We start from the raw sequence: 19,667 nt of genomic DNA, 5'->3' as shown, positions 1-19,667 counted from the left end.
CAGAACTCGTGTAGATGCGGCGGCCATTACTCCCGCGTAGGGCGCGGCTATGCGAAAGACTCCCTCGGCGCGCCCGCCCTCTTGAGGCCGTAGGTGTAGAGCTTCGCCAGCCTGCCGACCGAGCCGCGCAGCGCGTTCAGCACGCCGGTGAGCTTGTCGCCGAGGTGCTGGGCGACGACGTCCCGTACTCTCCGAGCTTCTCGTCGAACCACTCGGTTGCTGCATGTTGCCGCTGGTTGCGGTAGGTGATCGTGCGTGGTCGGGCGTTTCTGGGTCGTGCACCTCGACCCAAGCGCGGACACGCGGCAATTGGTCGCGTTCGCGATGTCGGCGACTCGAGCACGGTGGACGATGACTCCCTGCGCTCCTTCTGTCTCGAAGGCATTTCCAGCGCGAAGCTTCCAAGGCGCTGTTTGTAATTGACGCGTCGCCGAAGAGAGCCGCCGGAAGTTCGAGCGGGGAAAACCTCGGCAGCTGGCGAGCGACATGTCAACAGAACTCGGCGCCGCTAGAAGGTCATCCACGTCATAACCCTCGGAGAAAGCACAGGTGGCCGGGAAAAGAAGTGAGATTTCCCAAGGAGACACTCCGACCCGCCCACCTCAGTTCAGTGGCGGAGGTCGTCCGCATGGGTCGCCGAGGTGGCCACCCACGTGGCGATCTGTGCGCGGCTGTAAAAGCCCAACTTGGTGAGGATGTGTTCGACATGCGCCTCGGCGGTCCTCACTGACACGACTAGCCGCTCTGCGATCTCCCGGTTGGACATCCCGGTGGCGACCAGGTCCGCAACCTCCCGCTCTCTCCGCGTCAGCTTCAGTGTCGTGCCCTGGCCTCTATCCTCGCATCGTCCTACCTTCGTACTTGCTCCGCCATCGGCCAGCGCCGAAGAGAGCGCCTGTTCGTGGGTTAGCCGGGCACCGGTGCTCCGTCGCGCTTCGAACTCCTGGGTCCCGATGGCAGCCCGCGCAGCATTGGCGGTCTCGGTGCTCCAGCGAATTAGGTTGGCGTACCCGAACAGGGGCCTTCCGACGCGTTCCCAAAAGCTGTCAGCAGCACCGAAGAGCATCGCGGCGCCGTGCGGGTCTCCCTGTTGATGTGCGATCCACGCGAGGAGCTCGACGCAAAAGGGAATGCCGAGATGGTCGTTGAGCGCATCCTTCTGGCGCAAAGCATCCCGCGCCTGGCTGGCGGCGTTCCGGAGGTCACCGGCGACCCAGCTGCTCAACGCCAAGACCCAAGTCATCCAAGAAAGCACCCATCGTTCCCCGTGAACAGCGCAAAGGTCACGGCATTGGTCAGTCAGTGCAATGGCTCGATCTACATCCCCCATCATGACGGCGGCGAGCCCACGCGAAGTCCATGCGATCAGGGCCGGTGCGGTCAAGTCTCCGCGCCTGAGGTGACTCTCCAGCGCCTGATCCAGGAGCGCTGTGGCGCCGGCCGGGTCGTTGGCGAACATCCTGGCCACGCCAAGCATCTGGGCTGCCTGTGCATCAGAAGTATCGTCATGCACTCGTGTCGCCAGTCGACGACACTCGGTCAGGAGCTCAACGCTCCTGTCGTTCTCTCCCAGTAGCACCGTCGCCCAGCCATCGATCAGAAGGGCGCGCGCGCGTTCCGGACTTGGTGTGGAGTCAGCGGCCAACATCCGGTCGAGCCAGAAGCGGCCATCGCGGAGCAACCCGCAGGCGATCCAGTAGAACCAGAGTGACGCCGCCATTTGGAGGCCCCGACGCGCCTCGCTCGGGTGGGTGACGCAGTAGTCAAGCGCCGCGAAGAGATCCGCACGATCCGCGGGCAGCCGCGCGGCCCAGTCCAGTTGCCGGATGCTGCCGGACTGGCTGTCGCAACGCTTTGCCAATTCCAGGAAGTAGTCGCAGTGCCTTCGACGTATCCCGTCCTGGCCTCCAGTCTCGGCGAGGCGTTCCGCCCCGAACTGCCGGATGGTCTCCAGCATGCGGTATCGCGCTAGCGGCCCTCCCTCGATCCTAGACAAGATGGACTTGTCGACGAGAGCGGCGATGCCCGGAAACACCGCGCCCTCCCCGACGCCGTCGCCGCCACAGATAAACTCCGCCGCGTCGATGTCGAACTCGCCCGCGAACACCGAGCAGCGTGCCCACAGCACACGTTCGAGGTCCGTGCATAGGTCGTAGCTCCATGCGATCGCCGCCTGCAACGTTTGCTGGCGCTGCGGAGCCCCTCGATTGCCTTCGGTGAGAAGGTCAAAGCGATGCTCTAGCCGCGAGAGGATCTGGACAGGGGAGAGTACCCGCATCCGAACGGCGGCGAGCTCGATGGCAAGGGGCAGCCCGTCCAAGCGGGCGCACAGCCGAACCAGTGCCTCCTCGTTCTCCCGCGTGGCGGTGAATCCGGGAAGCACTGCCGCGGCGCGCGCCTCAAAGAGTGCCACCGCCTCGAAATGGGAGCCCGACCGGTACATGCGCGGCTGGGAGGACGTGCTGGTCGGTACTGACAACGGTGGTACCGGGAACACCGATTCGCCCGCGATGTTCAGGGGCTCGCGGCTCGTGGCCAGCACGCGTAAGTCGGCTGCTGACATCAGCAGCTCTGCAACAAGCTCGGCACAAGCCGCCAGGACGTGCTCGCAATTGTCTAGAATGAGCAGAACGTGCCTGCCAAACAGGTAGTCGATCAGTGCCGCTTCTGAGCTGCGAGCGGATTGGTCGCGCAGATCAATGGCTACCGCTGTTGCCTGGACAACCAACGACGGGTCCTGAACTTTTGCCAGATCGACAAAATGCACCCCGTCGCGGAATCCGCGCCGGGCCTGATCCGCCAGATATAGTGCCAGGCGGGTCTTCCCAACGCCACCTGGACCAGTGAGCGTGACAAGCCGGGACGATTCGAGCGCTCGCCTGAGCGCCCCAGCCACCTCCCGGCGACCGACGAAACTCGTGGTCGGGTGAGGAAGACTGCCGTGGGAATTGCCCGCCCTCGTCATCTGAGCACCTGCCTTGTCCCGATCGTACGCCGCGCAGGTGCTCACGGGTTTCCCTGATACCCCGGGGGGCTCGGCTACGCGGGCGAGTGGGCGGCCCAACCGTGCCGGCAGCCGCATGCCCCACGCCGCCGGCGATCCGCGCGTCACGTCCGTCGCTCTCGGCTCAACAGGCGGCGTCGAATGACCGTTGTGAAAGCGTTGGGCTGCTCGCGGCGGGGAAACGACCGGCGCCAGATTGACCGACGCGATCGGCCGCCCCACGGACGTGGGAGCTGTGATAGATCAGAAGGTTTGGGGTTCGAATCCCTATGGGCGCACCTTGTGTGTTCGACGTGCCGGGCCGGTCGAAGTAGGCCAGGACGTCGGCGCGCTGCTTCAGCGTCCGGCCGAGCGTGATGATCTCGGTGAGCGCCTCCGGTACACCCTGGCCGATCGAGTCGATCAGCTTGATCATCAGCTCGCGGCCCTTGGCGCGATCGGGCTCGCGGTAGGCGGCGATCATTCGCTGGTAGATGGCCCAGGTGGCTTCGACCTCGACGTGGGCTCCTCGGCGAATAGGGCGGTCAGCCGGTTGCGCTGCTTGTCTTTCAGCAGTTCGGCGCCGGTGTGCAGGGTGCGGCGGGCGGAGTAGAGCGGATCGCCCTTGTAGCCACGGTGACCGTTGATTGCCAACTGGACCGTGCGCCGGCACCGGTCGAGCGCGTCACCGGCCAGGCGAACGACGTGGAAGGGGTCCATCACGGCGACCGCGTCGGGGAGTTCCTCGCTCGTGGCGGTCTTGAACCCGGTGAACCCGTCCATCGCGACCACCTCCACGGCATCGCGCCACGTCTGCGGGCGGTCGGCGAGCCAGGTCTTGAATGCCTGCTTGGAGCGGCCCTCGACCATGTCGAGCAGCCGGGCGGGGCCGATGCCGTCGCGGATGCCGGTGAGGTCGATGATCACGGTGACGTACTTGCCGCCGCGGCGCGTGTGCCTCCAGACGTGCTCATCCACCCCGATCGCAGTGACGCCGTCGAATCGATGCTCGTCGTCGATCAGCACGCGCCTGCCTTCGGCCAGGACGGCGTTGTTGGCGGCGTCCCACGCGACCCGAGCCCTTCGGCGACCCGGGGCACGGTCAGGTGTTGGACCACGATGCTTCAAGTGCCCGCCGCAGCTCGCGACGCGACAGCTTCGCCCGCGGCTCGGCCGCTTGGGTGGTGTCCTGGCGCCACACGTGTCCGCAGCCCGTGCACCGGTAGCGGCGCACGGTGACTTCCAGCGTGGTGGGCCTCAACCCAGCGGCTCGTGCGCCAGCCGACGAAGGACACTGTGAACCGCCCTGGATTTACCGGAGCACGCCCTTCAACGTGAGGACGTCGGCGTGGTGGACGATGCGGTCGATCATCGCGGCGGCGACGGCTTGGTCGCCGAACACGCCTCCCCAGCCACTGAACGGCAGGTTCGAGGTCAGGATCAGCGAGGTCGTGAACAGGTCCGACAGACGGCGGAGGACCACGCCCCGAGAGTAGTGCGGCGTGTTCGTAGCGGGATGAGGCGAGCTGGAATAATAGGTTCGCGGCGTCTTGCTCGAACGGGAGGTAGCTCGGGTTCGCACCGCTGGACAACACCGGAGCGTAACTGCTGTTCCGGTTCGTCCCGGCCTCCGACGAACGCAGGTCGCTCGGGATCGCATGGCACTGGCCGTTCGAGTTCCTGGGGGCGGTTCGTACCCGAGCACACCACCGCGGTCAGCATGCTCGACCGCCTCCTGCACCACTGCCACACCGTCGTCACCGACGGCAACTCCTACCGAATGAGACAGGCCCGAGCGAAAGGAGGAACCCGACTCAAGACCAGCTGAACCTCAGCGAGGGGGTGGGGACTTCTAGTTGGCCACCAGCGGGGACCGCGACTTGGCCGTTGGTAGCGGAACCCCGGGGGTCGATCAGTTTGGTGATCCTCACCCGGACGGGCGCGGCTTGTCCCGAGATCCCGATAGAGAGCGCACCCACACGGACCTACTGATGCGCGTAGACCGTCTCGACCCGCAGGCCGCGGATCCACGAGAAGGTGGCGGCGAGCGCTCCGCACTCGCACGTGAGCCCACGGCCCGGTGACACGCTGGCGAACTCGATCACGTCGCGGCCGCGGACGGGCTGAAACGGAACACCGCCGATCGTTCGGCCCGTTTGCGCCACTGTCGGACCGGCGCACCGGAAGTCCGAGCACACGAACAGATCCCGAGCTCGGTAGATGACGCCAGGACGGAGCACGGGCGTCGGGGAATTGGCGACCATAGTGGTCCCTCTCTGGAGTCACTGACCCTGAACTTGTCCGGGGTTGCAAAAACCGGGTTTAGGTATGTGGTCACTAAGAAGACACTCCCTAGTTCGACGGCCCGTATCGGGCAGCAGGCGCTGCGGCAACGGTCGTCTCGGCGACGAAGACCGCGCCGTCATCGACTTGCGGTTGGTCGAAACCGAAGGATGCGCTTGTGACGAGGATGCGCTTGTCGGGTGTGATGAGGACGGCGGTGGGCTGGGTGACCGGAACGGGAACCGAGGCGGTGCGCGTGCCGTCAGGTGCGTAACGATCGATCCTGGAGCCTCCCCACACCGCAGACCACAGGTGGTCGTTCTCGTCGACGCACATTCCGTCCGGCGAGCCGCCTTCAACCCTGACCCACTCGACGGCTGGACCCAAGTCACCCAATGTCGTGTCGACGTCAAAGCGGAAGATGACCCCACGTGCCGAGTCCGCGAGGTACATGACGGACCCGTCGTTGCTGAACGCGGGCCCGTTGGGGACGGTGAGGTCGTTCAGCACTCGGTCGACCGTGCGGTCGACGCCGACGCGATACAGAGAGCCCGCGCCGGGCCTGTTGTCGTAAGCCATCGAGCCGGCCCAGAACCGCCCCATGGGATCGGCGACGCCATCGTTCATACGCATGGGGGTGTCCGCTGAGACCTCCGGCTTGGCGAGCCACTCGACTCCGTCCGGGTCAATGAGGGCAATACCGGTCCCTGCGGCGGCGATCCAGCCGTTCCGCCCAGTCAAGGGTGCGACGGCACCGAGGGGTTCGTCGATCTGGATCAGCGTTCGGCCGCTGTCGCTGTCGATAAGCCGGCCCGAGAGGATGTCCACGATCAGTGGTTGACCGTCGACGAATCGTGGGCCCTCGCCCAGGACGTACCGTTCGCCTTCTCGTGGCGTCCATTCGCTGGTGATAGTCACGTGCTGTCCCTTCATTGCGTCTGTTGCTCGCGGGCCAAGCAACGGGTAGAGGTAAGCTCATTGGTTGCCGACGAGCCGGAGCCAGGCATGTCCAAGGGGTGTCTGGTCTCGTACAGACGGGTCGGGGTCAGCGGGGGCCGCGGACCTCTTGGCGTTGCTTGCCGAGTCCCTCGATCCCGAGTTCCATGACATCGCCGGGCTGGAGCCAGACCTGGGGCTCCAAACCCATGCCGACTCCCGGAGGAGTTCCGGTGTTGATGAGGTCACCGGGCTCGAGGACCATGAACTGGCTGATGTAATGCACGATGAAGAACGGGTCGAAGATCATCGTGTTCGTGTTCCCGGTCTGACGACGGTTTCCGTTGATGTCGAGCCACATGTCGAGTTGGAGTACGTCGTCGATCTCGTCGAGGGTCGCCAGCCATGGCCCGGCCGGATTGAAGGTCTCGGCGGACTTGCCCTTGACCCATTGACCGCTGCGTTCGAGCTGGAACGCTCGCTCGCTCACGTCGTTGACCAACACCCACCCGGCGATCGCATCCCTAGCCTCACCGACGGACTCCAGGTAGCTAGTTCTCTTCCCGATGACGATCCCAAGCTCGACTTCCCAGTCGGGCTTGGTCGAGCCGCGCGGGATGAGAACGTCGTCGTTGGGTCCGATCATGGTGTTCGGCGCCTTGTTGAACAGAATGGGTTCGGTCGGCACTGCCTGGCCTGTCTCGGCGGCGTGGTCGCTGTAGTTAAGACCCACGCAGAGGATCTGGTGGGGTCGAGCGATGGGCGCACCGATGCGCTCGCCCGCGAACTCTGCCACCTGCCCCCCAGACGATCGGTCGGTCACAATCGGCCGGATGCGATCGATGCCGTCGCTGGCGAAGAACGTCGCGTCGAAATCGCTGACGATGTCGGACAGGTCGACGTAGCTGAGGTCGTCGATGCGCGCGACCGGCTTCTCGGCGCCGGGTGCGCCAATGCGCATGAGGTGCATTGGTGTTCCTTCGGGTCGTTTTCATTTTCTGTCGGGGGTGGCTCTTGCTTGCCGGCCTGCGGGCCGGCGCGCACGGTGGTGGATGCGGTGGCGCTTCCCTGGCGGTGCAACGGCGGTTACGCGGAGTGGGTCGTCTGCGCTCGGCGTGATGGTCAGTAAGTGGCGCGACCTCCACTGATGTCGTAGACAGCACCGGTGGAGAAGCTCACCCGGTCAGAGGACAGAAATGCGATGAGCTCGGCGACCTCCTCAGGCCTTCCGACTCGTTTCATCGGGATTAGCGAGGTGATGTGCGCGAGCACCTCCGGCGCGGTGGAGTCGTTGAACCGAGTAGCGATGACCGCCGGCGTGATGACGTTGACCAGGACGCCACTCGTCGCGAGTTCCTTGCCGGCCGACTTGGTCAATGCGATAACCGCAGCCTTCGATGCCGAGTACGCCGCGAGGTCGGGGTTGCCGTCCTTGCCCGCCATGCTGGCGATGTTCACCACTCGACCCCACCCGCGCTCACGCATGCGGGGCACAAAGGCGCGCATGGCGTTGACGGTGCCTAGGACGTTGACCTCGAGGACGGATCGCCACTGCTCGTTCGTGGTGTCGAGCAACGGCATGTTAGGTCCAACGATCCCAGCGGAGTTCACCAGCACGTCGATCGGGCCGACCTCATCGGCCAAGGCGGTGAAGGCGTCGTGGTCCGTCACGTCGCACGACCTGTCCGCGCCGTCCAGGTCGACGGTCGTCACGGCGAGACCATCAGCGCGCAGCCTCTGGGCGGCCGCGGCACCGAGCCCGCTTGCACCGCCCGTCACGAGTGCGGTTCGTTCACGGTTCATCGTGTTGTCTCCTCAAGGATCTCTAGAACGTGTCGGTACGGGTGTCCAGTAGCTCGGGTCATGCCGAGCTCGCAGGTGCGGTTGACCGAAGCATGCGAACGTGCCGTGGGGTCGACGCCGGCAGCCTCTCGGGCGGTCGCGGAAGCCGTGAGCTCCGGATGCAGAAGCCCGCGGTCGCCCGCGAAGGCACAGCACCCCCAGTCGTCGGGAATGGTGACGGTCTCGGCGGCTGCAGCGGCGACGCGCGAAATGGCGTCGCCAAGGCCGAGCCTGGTCGAAGAGCAGGTGGGGTGCAGGACCAGCGAGGGGATGGGCTTGCCTGCTGGCAGCCGTGGCAGCAACTCCGTGCTGGTGAACTCCACAGCGTCGATGATCGAGATGTCCGATCCTGCCGCCAGGCCGTGCAACCCTTCGGTGCACGAAGCTGCGTCGACGACCACCGGGATGCGGCCGTGGTTCGTCGCCACCTCCAGGGCGGCGAGCACTTCGGCGCTCATATGGAGGTAGCCCTTCGCCAAGCCCTTCGACTTCCAAGGCGTGCCGCAGCACAGGCCGGCGATGCTGCTGGGCACGGCCACTTCGACGCCGGCACGCTCGCACAGCGCCAGGAATGCATCCTGGACGCCTGTCCCGTCGCCAGCGGGTGCGAACATCGTCGAGGTGCAGGAAGGGAAGTACACGGCGGAAGCCTGGGGGGCGACCCGGGCGTTGCGGCGCTTGCCTCCTAGCGGGAGGTCCGACGACCACGCAGGCACGACGTCCGCACCGAGAACCGCTCGTCCGACTCCGCTGACAGCTGCGGGAAATCGATCCGGGAGCGTGTCCGCGACCGTCAGGGCCTGGCTCGCGCCTCTGGTGAACAGGTCCCAGTGTTTGGCGGCGCTTGTCCACAGTTGGTTGCTCGCGGCGCCGCGGGCTTCCGCGCGCAGGCGCCGTACCAGGTCGCCGGTGTTTATCAGGACGGGACAGCTCGTCTCGCAGAGCCCATCGACGGCGCACGTGTCCACGACGTCGTAGTCGAACTCGGTTTCGAGGGCCTTGACGAGTGCGCTGTCTCTGTTGGCTCGGGCGCGAGCGATTTCACGACGTAGGACGATTCGCCGCCGCGGTGTCGTCGTCAGGTCCTTTGATGGACAGATGGGCTCGCAGTAACCGCACTCGACGCAGCGGTCGACTTCTTCCTCGACCGTGGGGGTGGTCTTAAGGTGAATGATGTGAGCCGTCGGGTCCTCATCGAGGAGCACGCCCGGATTCAAGACGCAGTGTGGGTCTACCAGTGACTTGACGGCGAGCATCACATCGTAGAGCTCGTCGCCGTACTGGCGGCGAACATAGGGAGCCATGGTCCGGCCGGTTCCGTGCTCGGCCTTCAAGGTGCCGCCCATGCCAAGGACGAGGTCGACCATGTCCTCTGTGAACCGCAAGTAGCGTTGCACCAGTTCTGGCTGTTCGAAGTCCTCGTTGAGAAGGAAATGGATGTTGCCGTCCTTGGCGTGGCCGAAGATGACGCTGTCGCCATAGCCGTGATCGTCGAACAGACGGGTGAGCTCGACACAAGTGTTGAGGAGCCGATCTACCGGGACAGCGACGTCTTCGAGCAGCGCTGTCGTTCCGGAGGGACGCGCTCCTGCCACGGCGGTGTACAAGCCCTTGCGAATATGCCACAGAGCAGCGCGAGCGCTCGCGTCCGCACTCAGCTCGCTGGGCAGCGCCAGCGGTAGCTGCTTGAACAGTTCGGCGGAAGACGCGACGCGTTCTGCCAGCTCGTCGCTTGAGCCTGCCTGGTGTTCGACCAGGAGTGCCGCGTGCTTGGCCACTGCGAGGTCACGAAGGTATGCGACGGCCGAGGGATCATCCTGGGCGACACGCAAGCTCGTCGCGTCGAGAAGTTCAATGGTCGCGAGCCCGGTATCGACCATTTCCACGAGCGAGCCTGTCGCGGCGGCCAGGTCGGGAAACACGAGCAGACCCGTCGCAACATGCCCAGGGAGGGGGACGGTCCGGAACACCGCCTCGGCCACGAACGCCAGCGTTCCTTCGCTGCCAATGATGAGGCGGAGCAGGATGTCGAGGGGCTGGGATTGGTCGAGAAACGCGTTGACGCCGTAACCCATTGTGTTCTTGATCGCGAACAGGCGTCTGATCGTGCTCACGGACTCGGCGTCGCCGCGAACCCGCTCGCGCAGGCGGATTAGCCCGGCATAGAGGTCGGGTTCGACCTGCCGCAGTCGTTGGTCAGCGTCGGGTGCGCCTGTGTCGATCACGGTGCCGCTCGGAAGGACGATGACCGCCGATTCCAATGTGCGGTAGGTGTTGAATTCCGTGCCGCACGCCATGCCGCTGGAGTTATTGGCGACGACGCCTCCAATGGTGCACGCGATCTCCGAGGCAGGATCTGGCCCAAGCTTGCGGCCGTAGCGTGCGAGTCGGGCGTTGACCGCTCGTACTGTCGCTCCAGGCTGCACCCGCACGCGCTCACCGCCGTCAAGGACCTCGATCTCGCGGAAGTGCCGGCGAACGTCGACCAGGACGTGTTCTGTACCAGCTTGGCCCGAAAGACTGGTGCCGCCGGACCGGAACGTCAGCGGACGGCCCAGCAGGGCGCTTCGTCGGAGCAACTCGCCCACCTGTGCAGCGTCGCGCGGAGTGACGATGGCTTGTGGGACCAACAGGTAGTGGGACGCGTCGTGAGCGAATGAAAGCCGGTCCGATGCGCGCGTCGAGGTCTCGCCGGTGGCTGGGTCCAGGTGGTCCAGGACCGTCGAATTTGTCGTTGCAGCTTTGGCAGCATCCGCCGGCTTGAATGGAGGGGGCATCGCGGGCCTGTACATCCTGGTCGTTGGTAATCGGGGCGCTCAGATCGCGGGAGCTGTGCCGATTAGGGGAGTGGATTTTCATCGGTCGGGACAGGGGCTAGCACCGGGCCAAGCGCTCGCGCCGCCAAGCGAGGCAGCCTGTCCACGTGACGGAACGGAGTCGTCCGCGGCGGCTGGAGGAGGTGAGTCGGGTCAGATTAGCGACCGCTGAACCTTCTCGATCGCCCATAAGTATGACAATAGTATTGACATGTCATCGGACGCAACCTCATGCTATCCCCTAAGTGACGGAGGTCACTGGACAACTACCACTGGTTCGTCAAGCGCCACTGCGAGGGATGCGACATGGGGTTACGGGCTCGTCCGTCGCGAATGCCACCCGCTCATAAACGCACGGGAGTCCGCGGGCGCATTCGCACCAACGCTTCGAGTGCTCACGGACCTACAGAATTCTCCGGCCGCTGCGGTCCCGGTTCGGCGTGCGACGACCGGGCGGAGATCTAGTGACCGCGACCCTCCCGCCGGATGCGCGAGTACGTCTCGCCCGCGGGTGCATGACGATCCGCGTCGATTCGGCCGGAGGACGCGTGATCGAGCTTGGTGACAACCGGCTTGGGGTCGAGTGGCTGACGCAAGCCACGCGGCAAGCACCCCTGCCGACGAAGCCGGGGGAGCCGTGGGATCTGTACCCAAGGGCCGGTTGGGACGAGTGCATTCCAAGCATCGCACCGATCGCGGTCGGCGACACGCACAGTGGAGGCCATAAAGTCCTCTGGTCGGTCCCCTGGCAGGTCTCTACGGGAGGGGGCGGGATCGTCGCTGAGGGAGTTTCCCCGGACTCGTCCTACGCGTTGCGTCGGTCGATGACGCTGCAAGGTCCCGACGTCGCGTTCGACTACAGCCGGCATGCGCTAGGCGACAAACCCGTCCCCTACCTCTGGGCCATGCATGCCTTGATGTCGTTGACGACCGACGTAAACCACACGTTCGACATCGACTGGTCCTGCCAGGCCATGTACAGCTCCGACAGCCGTCTGGAAGTAGGCACCCACCTGCGTTGGGGACGTGAGGTGCCCGGCTTCCCTGGATGGCTGTTGGGTCGGCAGCCGCGCGAGCCGAGCGCGGTCAAGCTGTTCACGCACATGCCGGCTCACGGTCGCCTGACGTCGCTGCGAAACCGCGCGGGGCTGGTCCTTGAAAGCCGCCCTAAACAAGCACCCTTTGCTGGCGTGTGGCTCAACTACGGTGCCTGGCCCGGAGGTGATGACCGGGATCGCCATTTGGAACCGACAGCGGCCCCCGCAGGCGACCTGCTTGACGCTGCGGTCGGGGGGCACGCCCGCCCCGGGACCGCGCGAGGGCGCCAGGACTGGCGACTCGACGACAAACGCACCAGCGTGGTTCGGAGGGGAGCCGGTCGGGGACTAGCCCCGCTTCGTGAACGACGACGATCCCGCAACCGTGCGGGTGAGACCCTTGATGGCGCGCTCCAGCTCGGCGAGGGGCATCCAATGCCGCTCACGAGAGGGAGCAAGGCGTTGATATGGACCCAACGGAGGTACGTCAATATCAGCGGGCCGGGATCCCTCAGGCCGCCCTGATCTCTCCGCGTGGCTCCTGGACCAGGGGATTGAGTCGATGGCGCTCAACCTGAACCTTGGTCGCCACCTGGGCTCCGCCTCGCAGCAAATTGAAACGTGCCTGTACTAGGCCGTAACCCGCCCCAGAATTCGCAGTTTATATGACTATTCGTGTGAGGTGGTCCTCACGGCGTGACGGGCCGTTGCCTTGAGATCTGAGGAGAGCAATGCATCGCAGAACATCGCGCGTAATCGCGGCCACCAGTCGATCCAGGAGGTGCGCGGCCGTGCTCGCCAGCGCCGCGCTAGCGCTTGCACCTGCCCCGGTTGCCGCCCAATCTGCCGCCCTGCCCAACCTGGCGCCCGCAGTCCAGGCGAAATCCGCGCTCGTCGCCGCTGCCGGAGATATCACGCCCATCGTGGTGAGCAAGCAAGGTGCCGGTAGGCGCTTCGACGGCGTCGGCGCCCTCAGCGCAGGAGCGGCTTCTCGACTTCTCGTCGACTATCCCGAGCCGCAGCGATCGCGGATCCTTGACTACCTCTTCAAGCCCAACTTCGGCGCGTCCTTCCAGATGCTCAAGGTGGAGCTCGGCGGCGATGCGAACTCGACCGGCGGTACTGAGCCGAGCCACATGCGATCCTCCAATGAGGTGAACTGCTACCGCGGTTATGAGTGGTGGATCATGAAGGAGGCGAAGAAGCGGAACCCGTCGATCAAGCTCCTCGGACTTGAATGGGGCGCCCCCGGCTGGGTCGGGGCTGGCACCGGCACCGTGTGGACCAAGCAGAACATCCGGTACTACATCAGCTGGGTGGACTGCGCCCGGAAGCACGGCCTGAAGATCGACTACCTCGGCGGGTGGAACGAGAAGAGTTACGACGTTGAGTGGTTCAAAGATCTCCGCGCGGCACTCGATCGGCGCGGCTACAAGGACGTGGGGATCGTCGGCGATGACGGCGTCAACAACTGGCGATTCGCTGAGGAAATGGCTTCTGACCCCGACCTCTATCGGGCGATCGACGTCGCGGGGGTGCACTACCCTTGCGGCTTCCCCAACGGCGAGACCTGCCCCAGCACCCCAGGGGCACAACGGTTGGGCAAGCCATTGTGGGCGAGTGAGCAGACGCCCTTCCAAGTGCGAGCCAACGTCTCCGGCCTTCCCATCGTCACCACCTTCGACAACTTCGACTCGTACAACACCGGCGCCGGACGCATGGCAGGTCAACTGAACCGCGTCTACATCGACGGTGCCATGACCGGAACGATCATCTGGAACCTTATCTGGTCCTCCTACCCGGGGCTGCCCTTCGAGGGAGCAGGCCCGATCCTCGCCGACACCCCGTGGTCGGGGACCTTCCGCCTTGGGAAGACCATGTGGTCGATCGCTCACACCACCCAGTTCGCTCGACCGGGATGGCGCTACGTCAACACCGGCAGCAAGCGGCTGCCGGCCGGCGGAAGCGTCGTGACCCTCCGCTCTGGTGCACGATCGAAGACGCCGCAGCGGTGGAGCTCCATCGTGGAGACGAGCGACGCCAGCGAAGCGCAGCGATTGCGCTTCCAGCTCGAGCGTGGGATGTCCGCTGATCCGGTCCACGTGTGGGCGACGAACCTCGACTCCACGTCCAACGGCGACTCGTTCCGCCGCGTGGCAACGATCAGACCGCGGCTTCGAGCATTCGTCTTCGACGCTCAGCCAGGGTTCGTCTATAGCCTGACCACCTCGCGCGGCCAGAAGAAGGGTGAGACCGGTCAGATGCCCCCTCAGCGAGCCTTCCCCTTCCCGTATGCCGACGACTTCTCGCGCTACGAGGCTGGTCGGATCCCGCGGTACCTGTCCGACTTCGGCGGTTCGTTCGAGGTTGCCCCCTGTGCCGGACAGCCTGGGCGTTGCCTCGAGCAGAAGGTGACGCAGGAGCCCGTAAGGTGGCAGCTGACGCCGGCGCCGGCGACCCTGATAGGCGACCCGCACTGGTCGAACTACACCGTCACCAGCGACGCCTATATTCCGGAGTCGGGGTACGTCGAGATCGTCGGGCGCGCGTCCGCGCCGCAGGTGGCGTTCTTCCCGGGCTTCGCTTCTGGTCTCGAGGGCTACCATTTCCGCATCGATGCGCAGGGGGAGTGGTTGCTGTACCGACAGACCGCGACGGAGACCTTCGACCCCACGGGCGCGAACAACAGCTTCGTCCCGATCATCGTCGACACGCCGCTGGCAACCGGCACGGATCCCTCCCTTGTCGGTAAGTCGTGGCACAAGATGCAGATGCGGTTGCTTGGGCCGACGATCACGATCAGCCTTGATGACAAGCTGCTGATCGCCGTGGCTGACCCGGTCCACACGGCTGGTCAGGCGGCCCTGGCGGTGTCGCGATGGAACCGAGGACAGTTCCGCAACATCGCGATCGACGAAGCCGCGGTGGTCAACTGACGGGTCGATGCGGGCCGCCGAGCGTGGCCCGCGTCGAGCTCGCGACACAAGATGCGCACCACGGCGTCGAGAGAGCCGGGGCACGCATCGCATATTGACCCCGTCGAAAGGGCGCGCACCATGCCGAAGCCATCCCGACCCGTCGATGTGCGTGGCGGTCGCCTCCGTGTTCTACTCGCGGTGAATGTCGCCTGCGCGACCGGGGTGGCCGCGGCAGTTTCGGTGGCCGGCGCGCCAGCAGCGAGCGGATTGCGGCGACGGGCCGAGTCGGCTCTCGAGGCCAGTTGCGGGAGAGGTCACCTGCCTGAAGGGCGGATACAAGGGCGCGTGCCGGTTGCAGACCGTGTCTCCGGTCAGGTGCGTGCGGTTATCGCTGCAACCCAGCCGCGTCGGACGGTTCCAAGGCGAAGCCCCATCCTGGGTGAGCCAGTCGTATCGGATCTGCGCCTCGTGCGAGGACAACGGTTTCATGGTTCTCCAGTTCAGGCGAGGCACCTTCCTGTTCACGGACCGGCGCGGCTGACTCGGGCAGCTCTTAGGATGCGGAAGGACCTCGAAATGATGCGTAGTGGGCGCGTGCGCGCCGCTGTACTGTCGGTAGCGCTGATCGCCCTGATGGTGGGACCGACGCAGATCTCCGTCCTTGTCAGCACGCCGTCGGCGGTCGCAGCAGCTGGACGCGGAGCGGAAGCCGCAGGGGCACCCGGGACGAGAGAAGTACTTCGTAGCGCTCGGGCATGGCCCGCCTCGCTCGCCGGACCCCGCGCGTTCCGACGTGCGCCCGCAGCGGCTCCGCAGCTGACGAACTCAGGCAAGTGGAGGGCTCGGCCGCCCCTGGTGTCGGGCGTGAGCGTCTACAGGGCCGGCGAGTTCGTCTACCAGGACTTCATCTACGACGATCGCGGAGCGGGCGAGACACCTCAGGTGCCGGGTGTGCCTCGCCCGACCGGCACGTACGAGTACCCCACGGACCCTCGCTACGCCGGCAACGCGGCAGATCTGTTGGAGTTCCGGCTCAAGCCGGACCGGAACGGACTGCTGATCCGGCTCACCTACAACTCCATGATCGCTCCCGGGCTCGTTGCCACCACGGTGGCGCTGGGCAGTTCCGGGCGCCCCGTCGCATGGCCGCACGGGGCAGGAGCACAGTCCCCTGCAAAGGTGTTCGTCACGGTTCACGGGCGACGGGCCGAAGTGGTGAGGCAGGACGTCGCTGACTCGAGCAGCGGCAAGGTCAAGCAGGTCACCGTCGACCATCGAAGGCGACAGATCGAGTTCCGCGTTCCCCGAAGCGTCTTCAACCCACCTGAGGGGACCTTCCGTATCGCTGCCGCTTCGGGACTGTGGGACCCGGACTCGGAAACGTACGTCGCTCGTAGTGCGACGGCAGGGGAAAGCACGCCGGGTGGATCAGCCAGCGGTGGTTCCGAGCTGGTCAACGTCGCGTTCCGAAATGCTGAACCCGTCGAGCCCTCCAACCCCTGGCGCGAACGAGCTCAGGCCATGGCTCTCAGTCAAGGCGACCTGAGTGACTTCTACGCGCTGGTCGACATGGGGAGGCTCAGGGCATCAAGGACCGGAGGGCCGGGGATCCCCCACCTCACCGGAGACCTCAATCGCATCGTGGTGAGCCATTTCGAAGAGAAGCAGGGCCGGGGCGGTCCACATGCAGCGTCTGGCGTTGGCTGCGGGGGCTCGCGCGGACCGTGCGACTACTCCGGGCGTTTGCAGCCTTACAGCTTGCACGTGCCGGCACGTCCTGGTTCTGACGGTCTGTACGGGTTGATCCTCGACCTGCACAACGCGAATCAGAGCCACAACGTCCGCGCTGGCACCGACCATGTGCGCGCCATGGCGCGGGAGGGCTACCTCGTTGTGACACCAGGAGGCCGTGGTCCCACGTACTGGTACGACGGCCTAGCGCAGGTCGACGTCTGGGAGGTCCTTGCCGACGTCTTGCGGAGGTATCCAGTCGCGAGGGACCGCATCGCCATCGCCGGAACCTCGATGGGTGGTTACGGCGCCTACAAGCTCGCTGCCACCTTCCCTAGCCTCTTCTCGGCACTCGGTGTCCTCGTGCCCTGCACCAGCGCGGACGTGTTGTGGCCCGGCGAGCCGACTGAACCAGCCAGCGGGGTTCACACTGTCGTCCGACGGCTCATGCCGTCGATGCGCAACGTGCCGACCATGTCGTGGGTCGGCGCGGCTGATGAGCTCTGCGGCTACAGCAACGAACGCAGCGTGCATGAAGAGCTCGTTCGACTCGGTTACCGCACGTCGTTCTGGACGTTCCCTGCGGATCATCAGACGCTGAGCGCTGACAGACGCCCCCTCGCTGACTTCCTCCATCGCGCGCGGTCGCCGCATTCCCCAGATCGGGTCACGTACGTCGTGAGGGACCGCGCCGCCGACCGGCGGTGGGGCCTCGAAGCTGACACCGCCTACTGGCTCACTGACGCTCGACTACGCGACATGTCGAGCTCGGGCGAGGGATTCGTCGACGCCGTGACTTTCGCGGCCGGAGGGAGGGCGACTACGCCGGTCGGGCCGTCGGTCACCACGGGTGTGCTCCAGCCCGCATCGAGCGATCTGATCTCCGTGCTGCCGGCGTACCCGTACACCCGCGAGGACTTAACCTGGTCGACCTCCCGAGCTGAACCAGCTCGCGACCTCGTAGTAGTCCGAACCCGAGGCCTGGAATCGATTGCGGTGAACCTGCTGGATGCGCGCCTGACGTGCCGGGCCAAGGTCCTCGTGGAGAGTGACGGCCCGGTCCTCATTCACTTCCCGGGTTGCCCGCTCCGACGCCCGCTCGTACGTGGCCACTGACCGGCCCGTCGGTCACTGCTTCGCCGGAGGTCGCTACCGGCATGCCCGCAGCGACAACACCTGCCGAGCGATGCTTGACGGACACCCGCCTTGCTCACAGTTCTGAGAGAGAGTCAAGTCCGCTGGGTGGTGCACGAGGTTGATCCTCGGGTTGGGCATGCCGGTCCGGCTGCGAGGCCTGGAGTTTCGGCTCAGTCACCTCCTCGAGGACTACGGCGGTGTCGACCGCCTGGGCTCGGGCGAGGACGTCGAGTCCGAGTTAGCGGCGATCCTCGGCCCCCTCGCCGTGTCGTTTGGCCAAGACTGCGCGGACGAGCCGGATGATGCTCGCGCGATTGAGGAAGATCCCGACGACGTCGGTTCGCCGAACGGATCTCGCGGTTGAGCCGCTCGGATATGGGGCCATTCGACCCAGATCTGGCTCCAAATCCGTGGGAACGCTTCCTCGAGGTGTTCGACTACGGGAGCTTCTCGGCCAGGGCGTCGACGACCTGTCGAAATGGGCGTGCACGGCCTGAGCGTCCGGCTGGTCGTAGATCGAGTGCAATAGCGCCTTCACACCTTCCCACGAGCTCTTGGATGTAGCGGACATCAGGTGCGCGGCGTACTGGTGCGCCAGCGCTGCCAGGCCGCGCCGGGCATGGTCGCGCCAATCGCCGACACGGGTGCGGCGTGCGCATCGGAGGTGACGAGCGTGACCCTGCACGCCGAGGATCTCGCGGTTCCCGTCTGCGTCGACGCCGGTCGCTACCCAGCACGTGCACCGGCGCCACGCGGCCGCGTTCGCGGACCTTCGCCACCAGCGCTTCAGCGCTTGAACGGCCCAGCATCTTTCAACCGGCGAGTACGGAACTGATCGACCTGCTCGTCGAGGTCACGTGCCATCACCGATATACCTGGCTCTTGGACAGGCCGGTGTCCCGAGGGTCTGCACGAGCTTGTCCATCCGCCGAGTTGAGACCCGAGCAGGTAGCAGGTCGCCACCACCGACGTCAGTGCCCGCTCGGCATTCTTCCTACCCCCGAGCAGCCAGTCCGGCGACGGCGAGCGGCCGAGCAGGCGGTCCCAGGCCAGTCCAGCTGGGTACAGTGGTCATCGCGCCGCAGGCAGACGCGGTCTGCGGCGGCGGGGCACTGTCCGCGGCCGCCACCGCACGCCGCGTCCTGCGGCGCTCGCAGCAGCACTTCTAATGGCCATACCAGTCGCTACCGCGGCCACCGCCGATGGTTCCTGTGGACGGCGCTCGAAAGCTGGTCGATACCGGCGCTTGAAAAGTGATCGGTTTCGGGGAGTCTAGGACTCCGCCTGGTCGGTGGTGGTGCGGATGCTGGGAAGGCTGTCGATGCCGCGTCCGCGGAGTCGGTAGCTGGCGCCTTTCAAGGTGAGGACGTCGGCGTGGTGGACGATCCGGTCGATCATCGCGGCGGCGACGGCTTGGTCGCCGAACACTCCTCCCCATCCGCTGAATGGCAGGTTCGAGGTCAGGATCAAAGAGGCGTGTTCGTAGCGGGATGAGACGAGTTGGAAGAACAGGTTCGCGGCGTCTTGCTCGAAGGGCAGGTAGCCGACCTCGTCGACGATGATCAGCCCGTAGCGGCGCAACCGGGCGAGCTCTTGGGGTAGTCGGCCGGCGCGGTGGGCGTCGGCGAGCCGGGTGACCCAGTCGGTCGCGGTCGCGAACAGCACGCGGTGTCCGTGGTTGGCGGCCGCGACGCCCAGGGCGGTGGCCAGGTGGGTCTTCCCGGTGCCGGGTGGGCCGAGGAGGACGACGTTGCGGGCCTCGGTGAGAAACCCTCCCGATGCCAGCGCCCCGACTTGCTGACGTGCTGCTGGTTGGGCGTCGAAGTCGAAGTCCTCCAGCGTCTTCACGGCGCCGAACCTGGGCTTCCCCTCGTAGCGTGGAGACATCGCCTTTGAGGAGATGAGTTGGCGATGACGACGAGGAACTATCGGAAGTACGACGAGGACTTCAAGCAGGGCGCGGTGCGGCTGGTCGTCGAGACCG

Annotated in this window: 11 protein-coding genes and 2 pseudogenes; 3 read left to right on the top strand and 10 right to left on the bottom strand. The window is 65.7% G+C overall.

What is annotated here, in order from left to right:
• Nucleotides 1-47 precede the first annotated feature (47 nt).
• The 4 genes and pseudogenes from D0Z08_RS32425 to D0Z08_RS28440 form a co-directional block, all read right to left on the bottom strand.
• Entirely contained in the window at nucleotides 48-212 is a 165-nt protein-coding gene (locus D0Z08_RS32425; protein WP_182481547.1) for a hypothetical protein, read from the bottom strand.
• A gap of 395 nt (nucleotides 213-607) precedes the next feature.
• Nucleotides 608-2,965 carry an ATP-binding protein gene (locus D0Z08_RS28450; protein ID WP_118928669.1) on the bottom strand — a complete coding sequence of 786 codons (2,358 nt, stop codon included), beginning with the start codon at nucleotides 2,963-2,965 and terminating at the stop codon, nucleotides 608-610.
• A 163-nt stretch (nucleotides 2,966-3,128) separates the two neighbouring features.
• Nucleotides 3,129-4,312: pseudogene (locus D0Z08_RS28445) on the bottom strand (ISL3 family transposase); the annotation flags it as partial.
• Complete coding sequence (locus D0Z08_RS28440) at nucleotides 4,296-4,466, bottom strand: ATP-binding protein (protein WP_281271788.1); 171 nt, start codon at nucleotides 4,464-4,466, stop codon at nucleotides 4,296-4,298. The pseudogene D0Z08_RS28445 and the gene D0Z08_RS28440, both read right to left, overlap by 17 nt.
• A gap of 33 nt (nucleotides 4,467-4,499) precedes the next feature.
• On the opposite strand from D0Z08_RS28440, the gene D0Z08_RS33790 reads away from it, so the two are divergent.
• The gene (locus D0Z08_RS33790; protein WP_425454078.1) at nucleotides 4,500-4,811 is read left to right on the top strand and encodes an ATP-binding protein; all 312 of its coding nucleotides are present in this window, start codon (nucleotides 4,500-4,502) and stop codon (nucleotides 4,809-4,811) included.
• A 524-nt stretch (nucleotides 4,812-5,335) separates the two neighbouring features.
• Here D0Z08_RS33790 and D0Z08_RS28425 read toward each other — a convergent pair.
• The 4 genes from D0Z08_RS28425 to D0Z08_RS28410 all read right to left on the bottom strand — a co-directional run bounded on the left by D0Z08_RS28425 (nucleotide 5,336) and on the right by D0Z08_RS28410 (nucleotide 10,821).
• Nucleotides 5,336-6,184 carry an SMP-30/gluconolactonase/LRE family protein gene (locus D0Z08_RS28425; RefSeq protein ID WP_220454419.1) on the bottom strand — a complete coding sequence of 283 codons (849 nt, stop codon included), beginning with the start codon at nucleotides 6,182-6,184 and terminating at the stop codon, nucleotides 5,336-5,338.
• Nucleotides 6,185-6,311: 127 nt separating this feature from the next.
• Nucleotides 6,312-7,172: a fumarylacetoacetate hydrolase family protein gene (locus tag D0Z08_RS28420; RefSeq protein WP_118928666.1), complete on the bottom strand. Its 861-nt coding sequence runs from the start codon at nucleotides 7,170-7,172 to the stop codon at nucleotides 6,312-6,314.
• A 152-nt stretch (nucleotides 7,173-7,324) separates the two neighbouring features.
• Nucleotides 7,325-8,005 (bottom strand): SDR family NAD(P)-dependent oxidoreductase, encoded by a 681-nt coding sequence (locus D0Z08_RS28415; protein WP_118928665.1) that lies wholly within the window; start codon nucleotides 8,003-8,005, stop codon nucleotides 7,325-7,327.
• Nucleotides 8,002-10,821 carry an FAD-binding and (Fe-S)-binding domain-containing protein gene (locus tag D0Z08_RS28410; RefSeq protein WP_118928702.1) on the bottom strand — a complete coding sequence of 940 codons (2,820 nt, stop codon included), beginning with the start codon at nucleotides 10,819-10,821 and terminating at the stop codon, nucleotides 8,002-8,004. Before D0Z08_RS28410 ends, D0Z08_RS28415 begins: the two co-directional genes overlap by 4 nt.
• Before the next feature lie 1,867 nt (nucleotides 10,822-12,688).
• Between D0Z08_RS28410 and D0Z08_RS28405 the strand changes: the two genes are divergently transcribed.
• Nucleotides 12,689-14,833 (top strand): glycoside hydrolase family 30 protein, encoded by a 2,145-nt coding sequence (locus D0Z08_RS28405; RefSeq protein WP_182481546.1) that lies wholly within the window; start codon nucleotides 12,689-12,691, stop codon nucleotides 14,831-14,833.
• Nucleotides 14,834-15,679: 846 nt separating this feature from the next.
• Nucleotides 15,680-17,662, top strand: a complete 1,983-nt coding sequence (locus D0Z08_RS28400; RefSeq protein WP_182481545.1) for an alpha/beta hydrolase-fold protein — start codon at nucleotides 15,680-15,682, stop codon at nucleotides 17,660-17,662.
• Between the two features lie 262 nt (nucleotides 17,663-17,924).
• Here D0Z08_RS28400 and D0Z08_RS33230 read toward each other — a convergent pair.
• Together D0Z08_RS33230 and istB are read right to left on the bottom strand one after the other, a co-directional pair.
• Nucleotides 17,925-18,700, bottom strand: a pseudogene (locus D0Z08_RS33230) (transposase); the annotation flags it as partial.
• A 255-nt stretch (nucleotides 18,701-18,955) separates the two neighbouring features.
• Nucleotides 18,956-19,570 carry an IS21-like element helper ATPase IstB gene (gene istB, locus D0Z08_RS28390; protein WP_281271789.1) on the bottom strand — a complete coding sequence of 205 codons (615 nt, stop codon included), beginning with the start codon at nucleotides 19,568-19,570 and terminating at the stop codon, nucleotides 18,956-18,958.
• Between the last annotated feature and the right edge of the window lie 97 nt (nucleotides 19,571-19,667).

It is taken from the genome of Nocardioides immobilis (assembly GCF_003515065.1).
Classification (GTDB): domain Bacteria; phylum Actinomycetota; class Actinomycetes; order Propionibacteriales; family Nocardioidaceae; genus Nocardioides; species Nocardioides immobilis.
Note: the sequence above shows the minus strand (reverse complement) of the source record. Positions and strands in the feature narration are given on the sequence as shown.

What these genes read in the sequence shown, in the direction of transcription:
- D0Z08_RS28450 (WP_118928669.1), bottom strand. Translation starts at nt 2,965, where the DNA reads ATGACGAGGGCGGGCAATTCCCACGGCAGTCTTCCTCACCCGACCACG.
- D0Z08_RS33790 (WP_425454078.1), top strand. Translation starts at nt 4,500, where the DNA reads ATGAGGCGAGCTGGAATAATAGGTTCGCGGCGTCTTGCTCGAACGGGA.
- D0Z08_RS28420 (WP_118928666.1), bottom strand. Translation starts at nt 7,172, where the DNA reads ATGCACCTCATGCGCATTGGCGCACCCGGCGCCGAGAAGCCGGTCGCG.
- D0Z08_RS28415 (WP_118928665.1), bottom strand. Translation starts at nt 8,005, where the DNA reads ATGAACCGTGAACGAACCGCACTCGTGACGGGCGGTGCAAGCGGGCTC.
- D0Z08_RS28410 (WP_118928702.1), bottom strand. Translation starts at nt 10,821, where the DNA reads ATGCCCCCTCCATTCAAGCCGGCGGATGCTGCCAAAGCTGCAACGACA.
- istB (WP_281271789.1), bottom strand. Translation starts at nt 19,570, where the DNA reads ATGTCTCCACGCTACGAGGGGAAGCCCAGGTTCGGCGCCGTGAAGACG.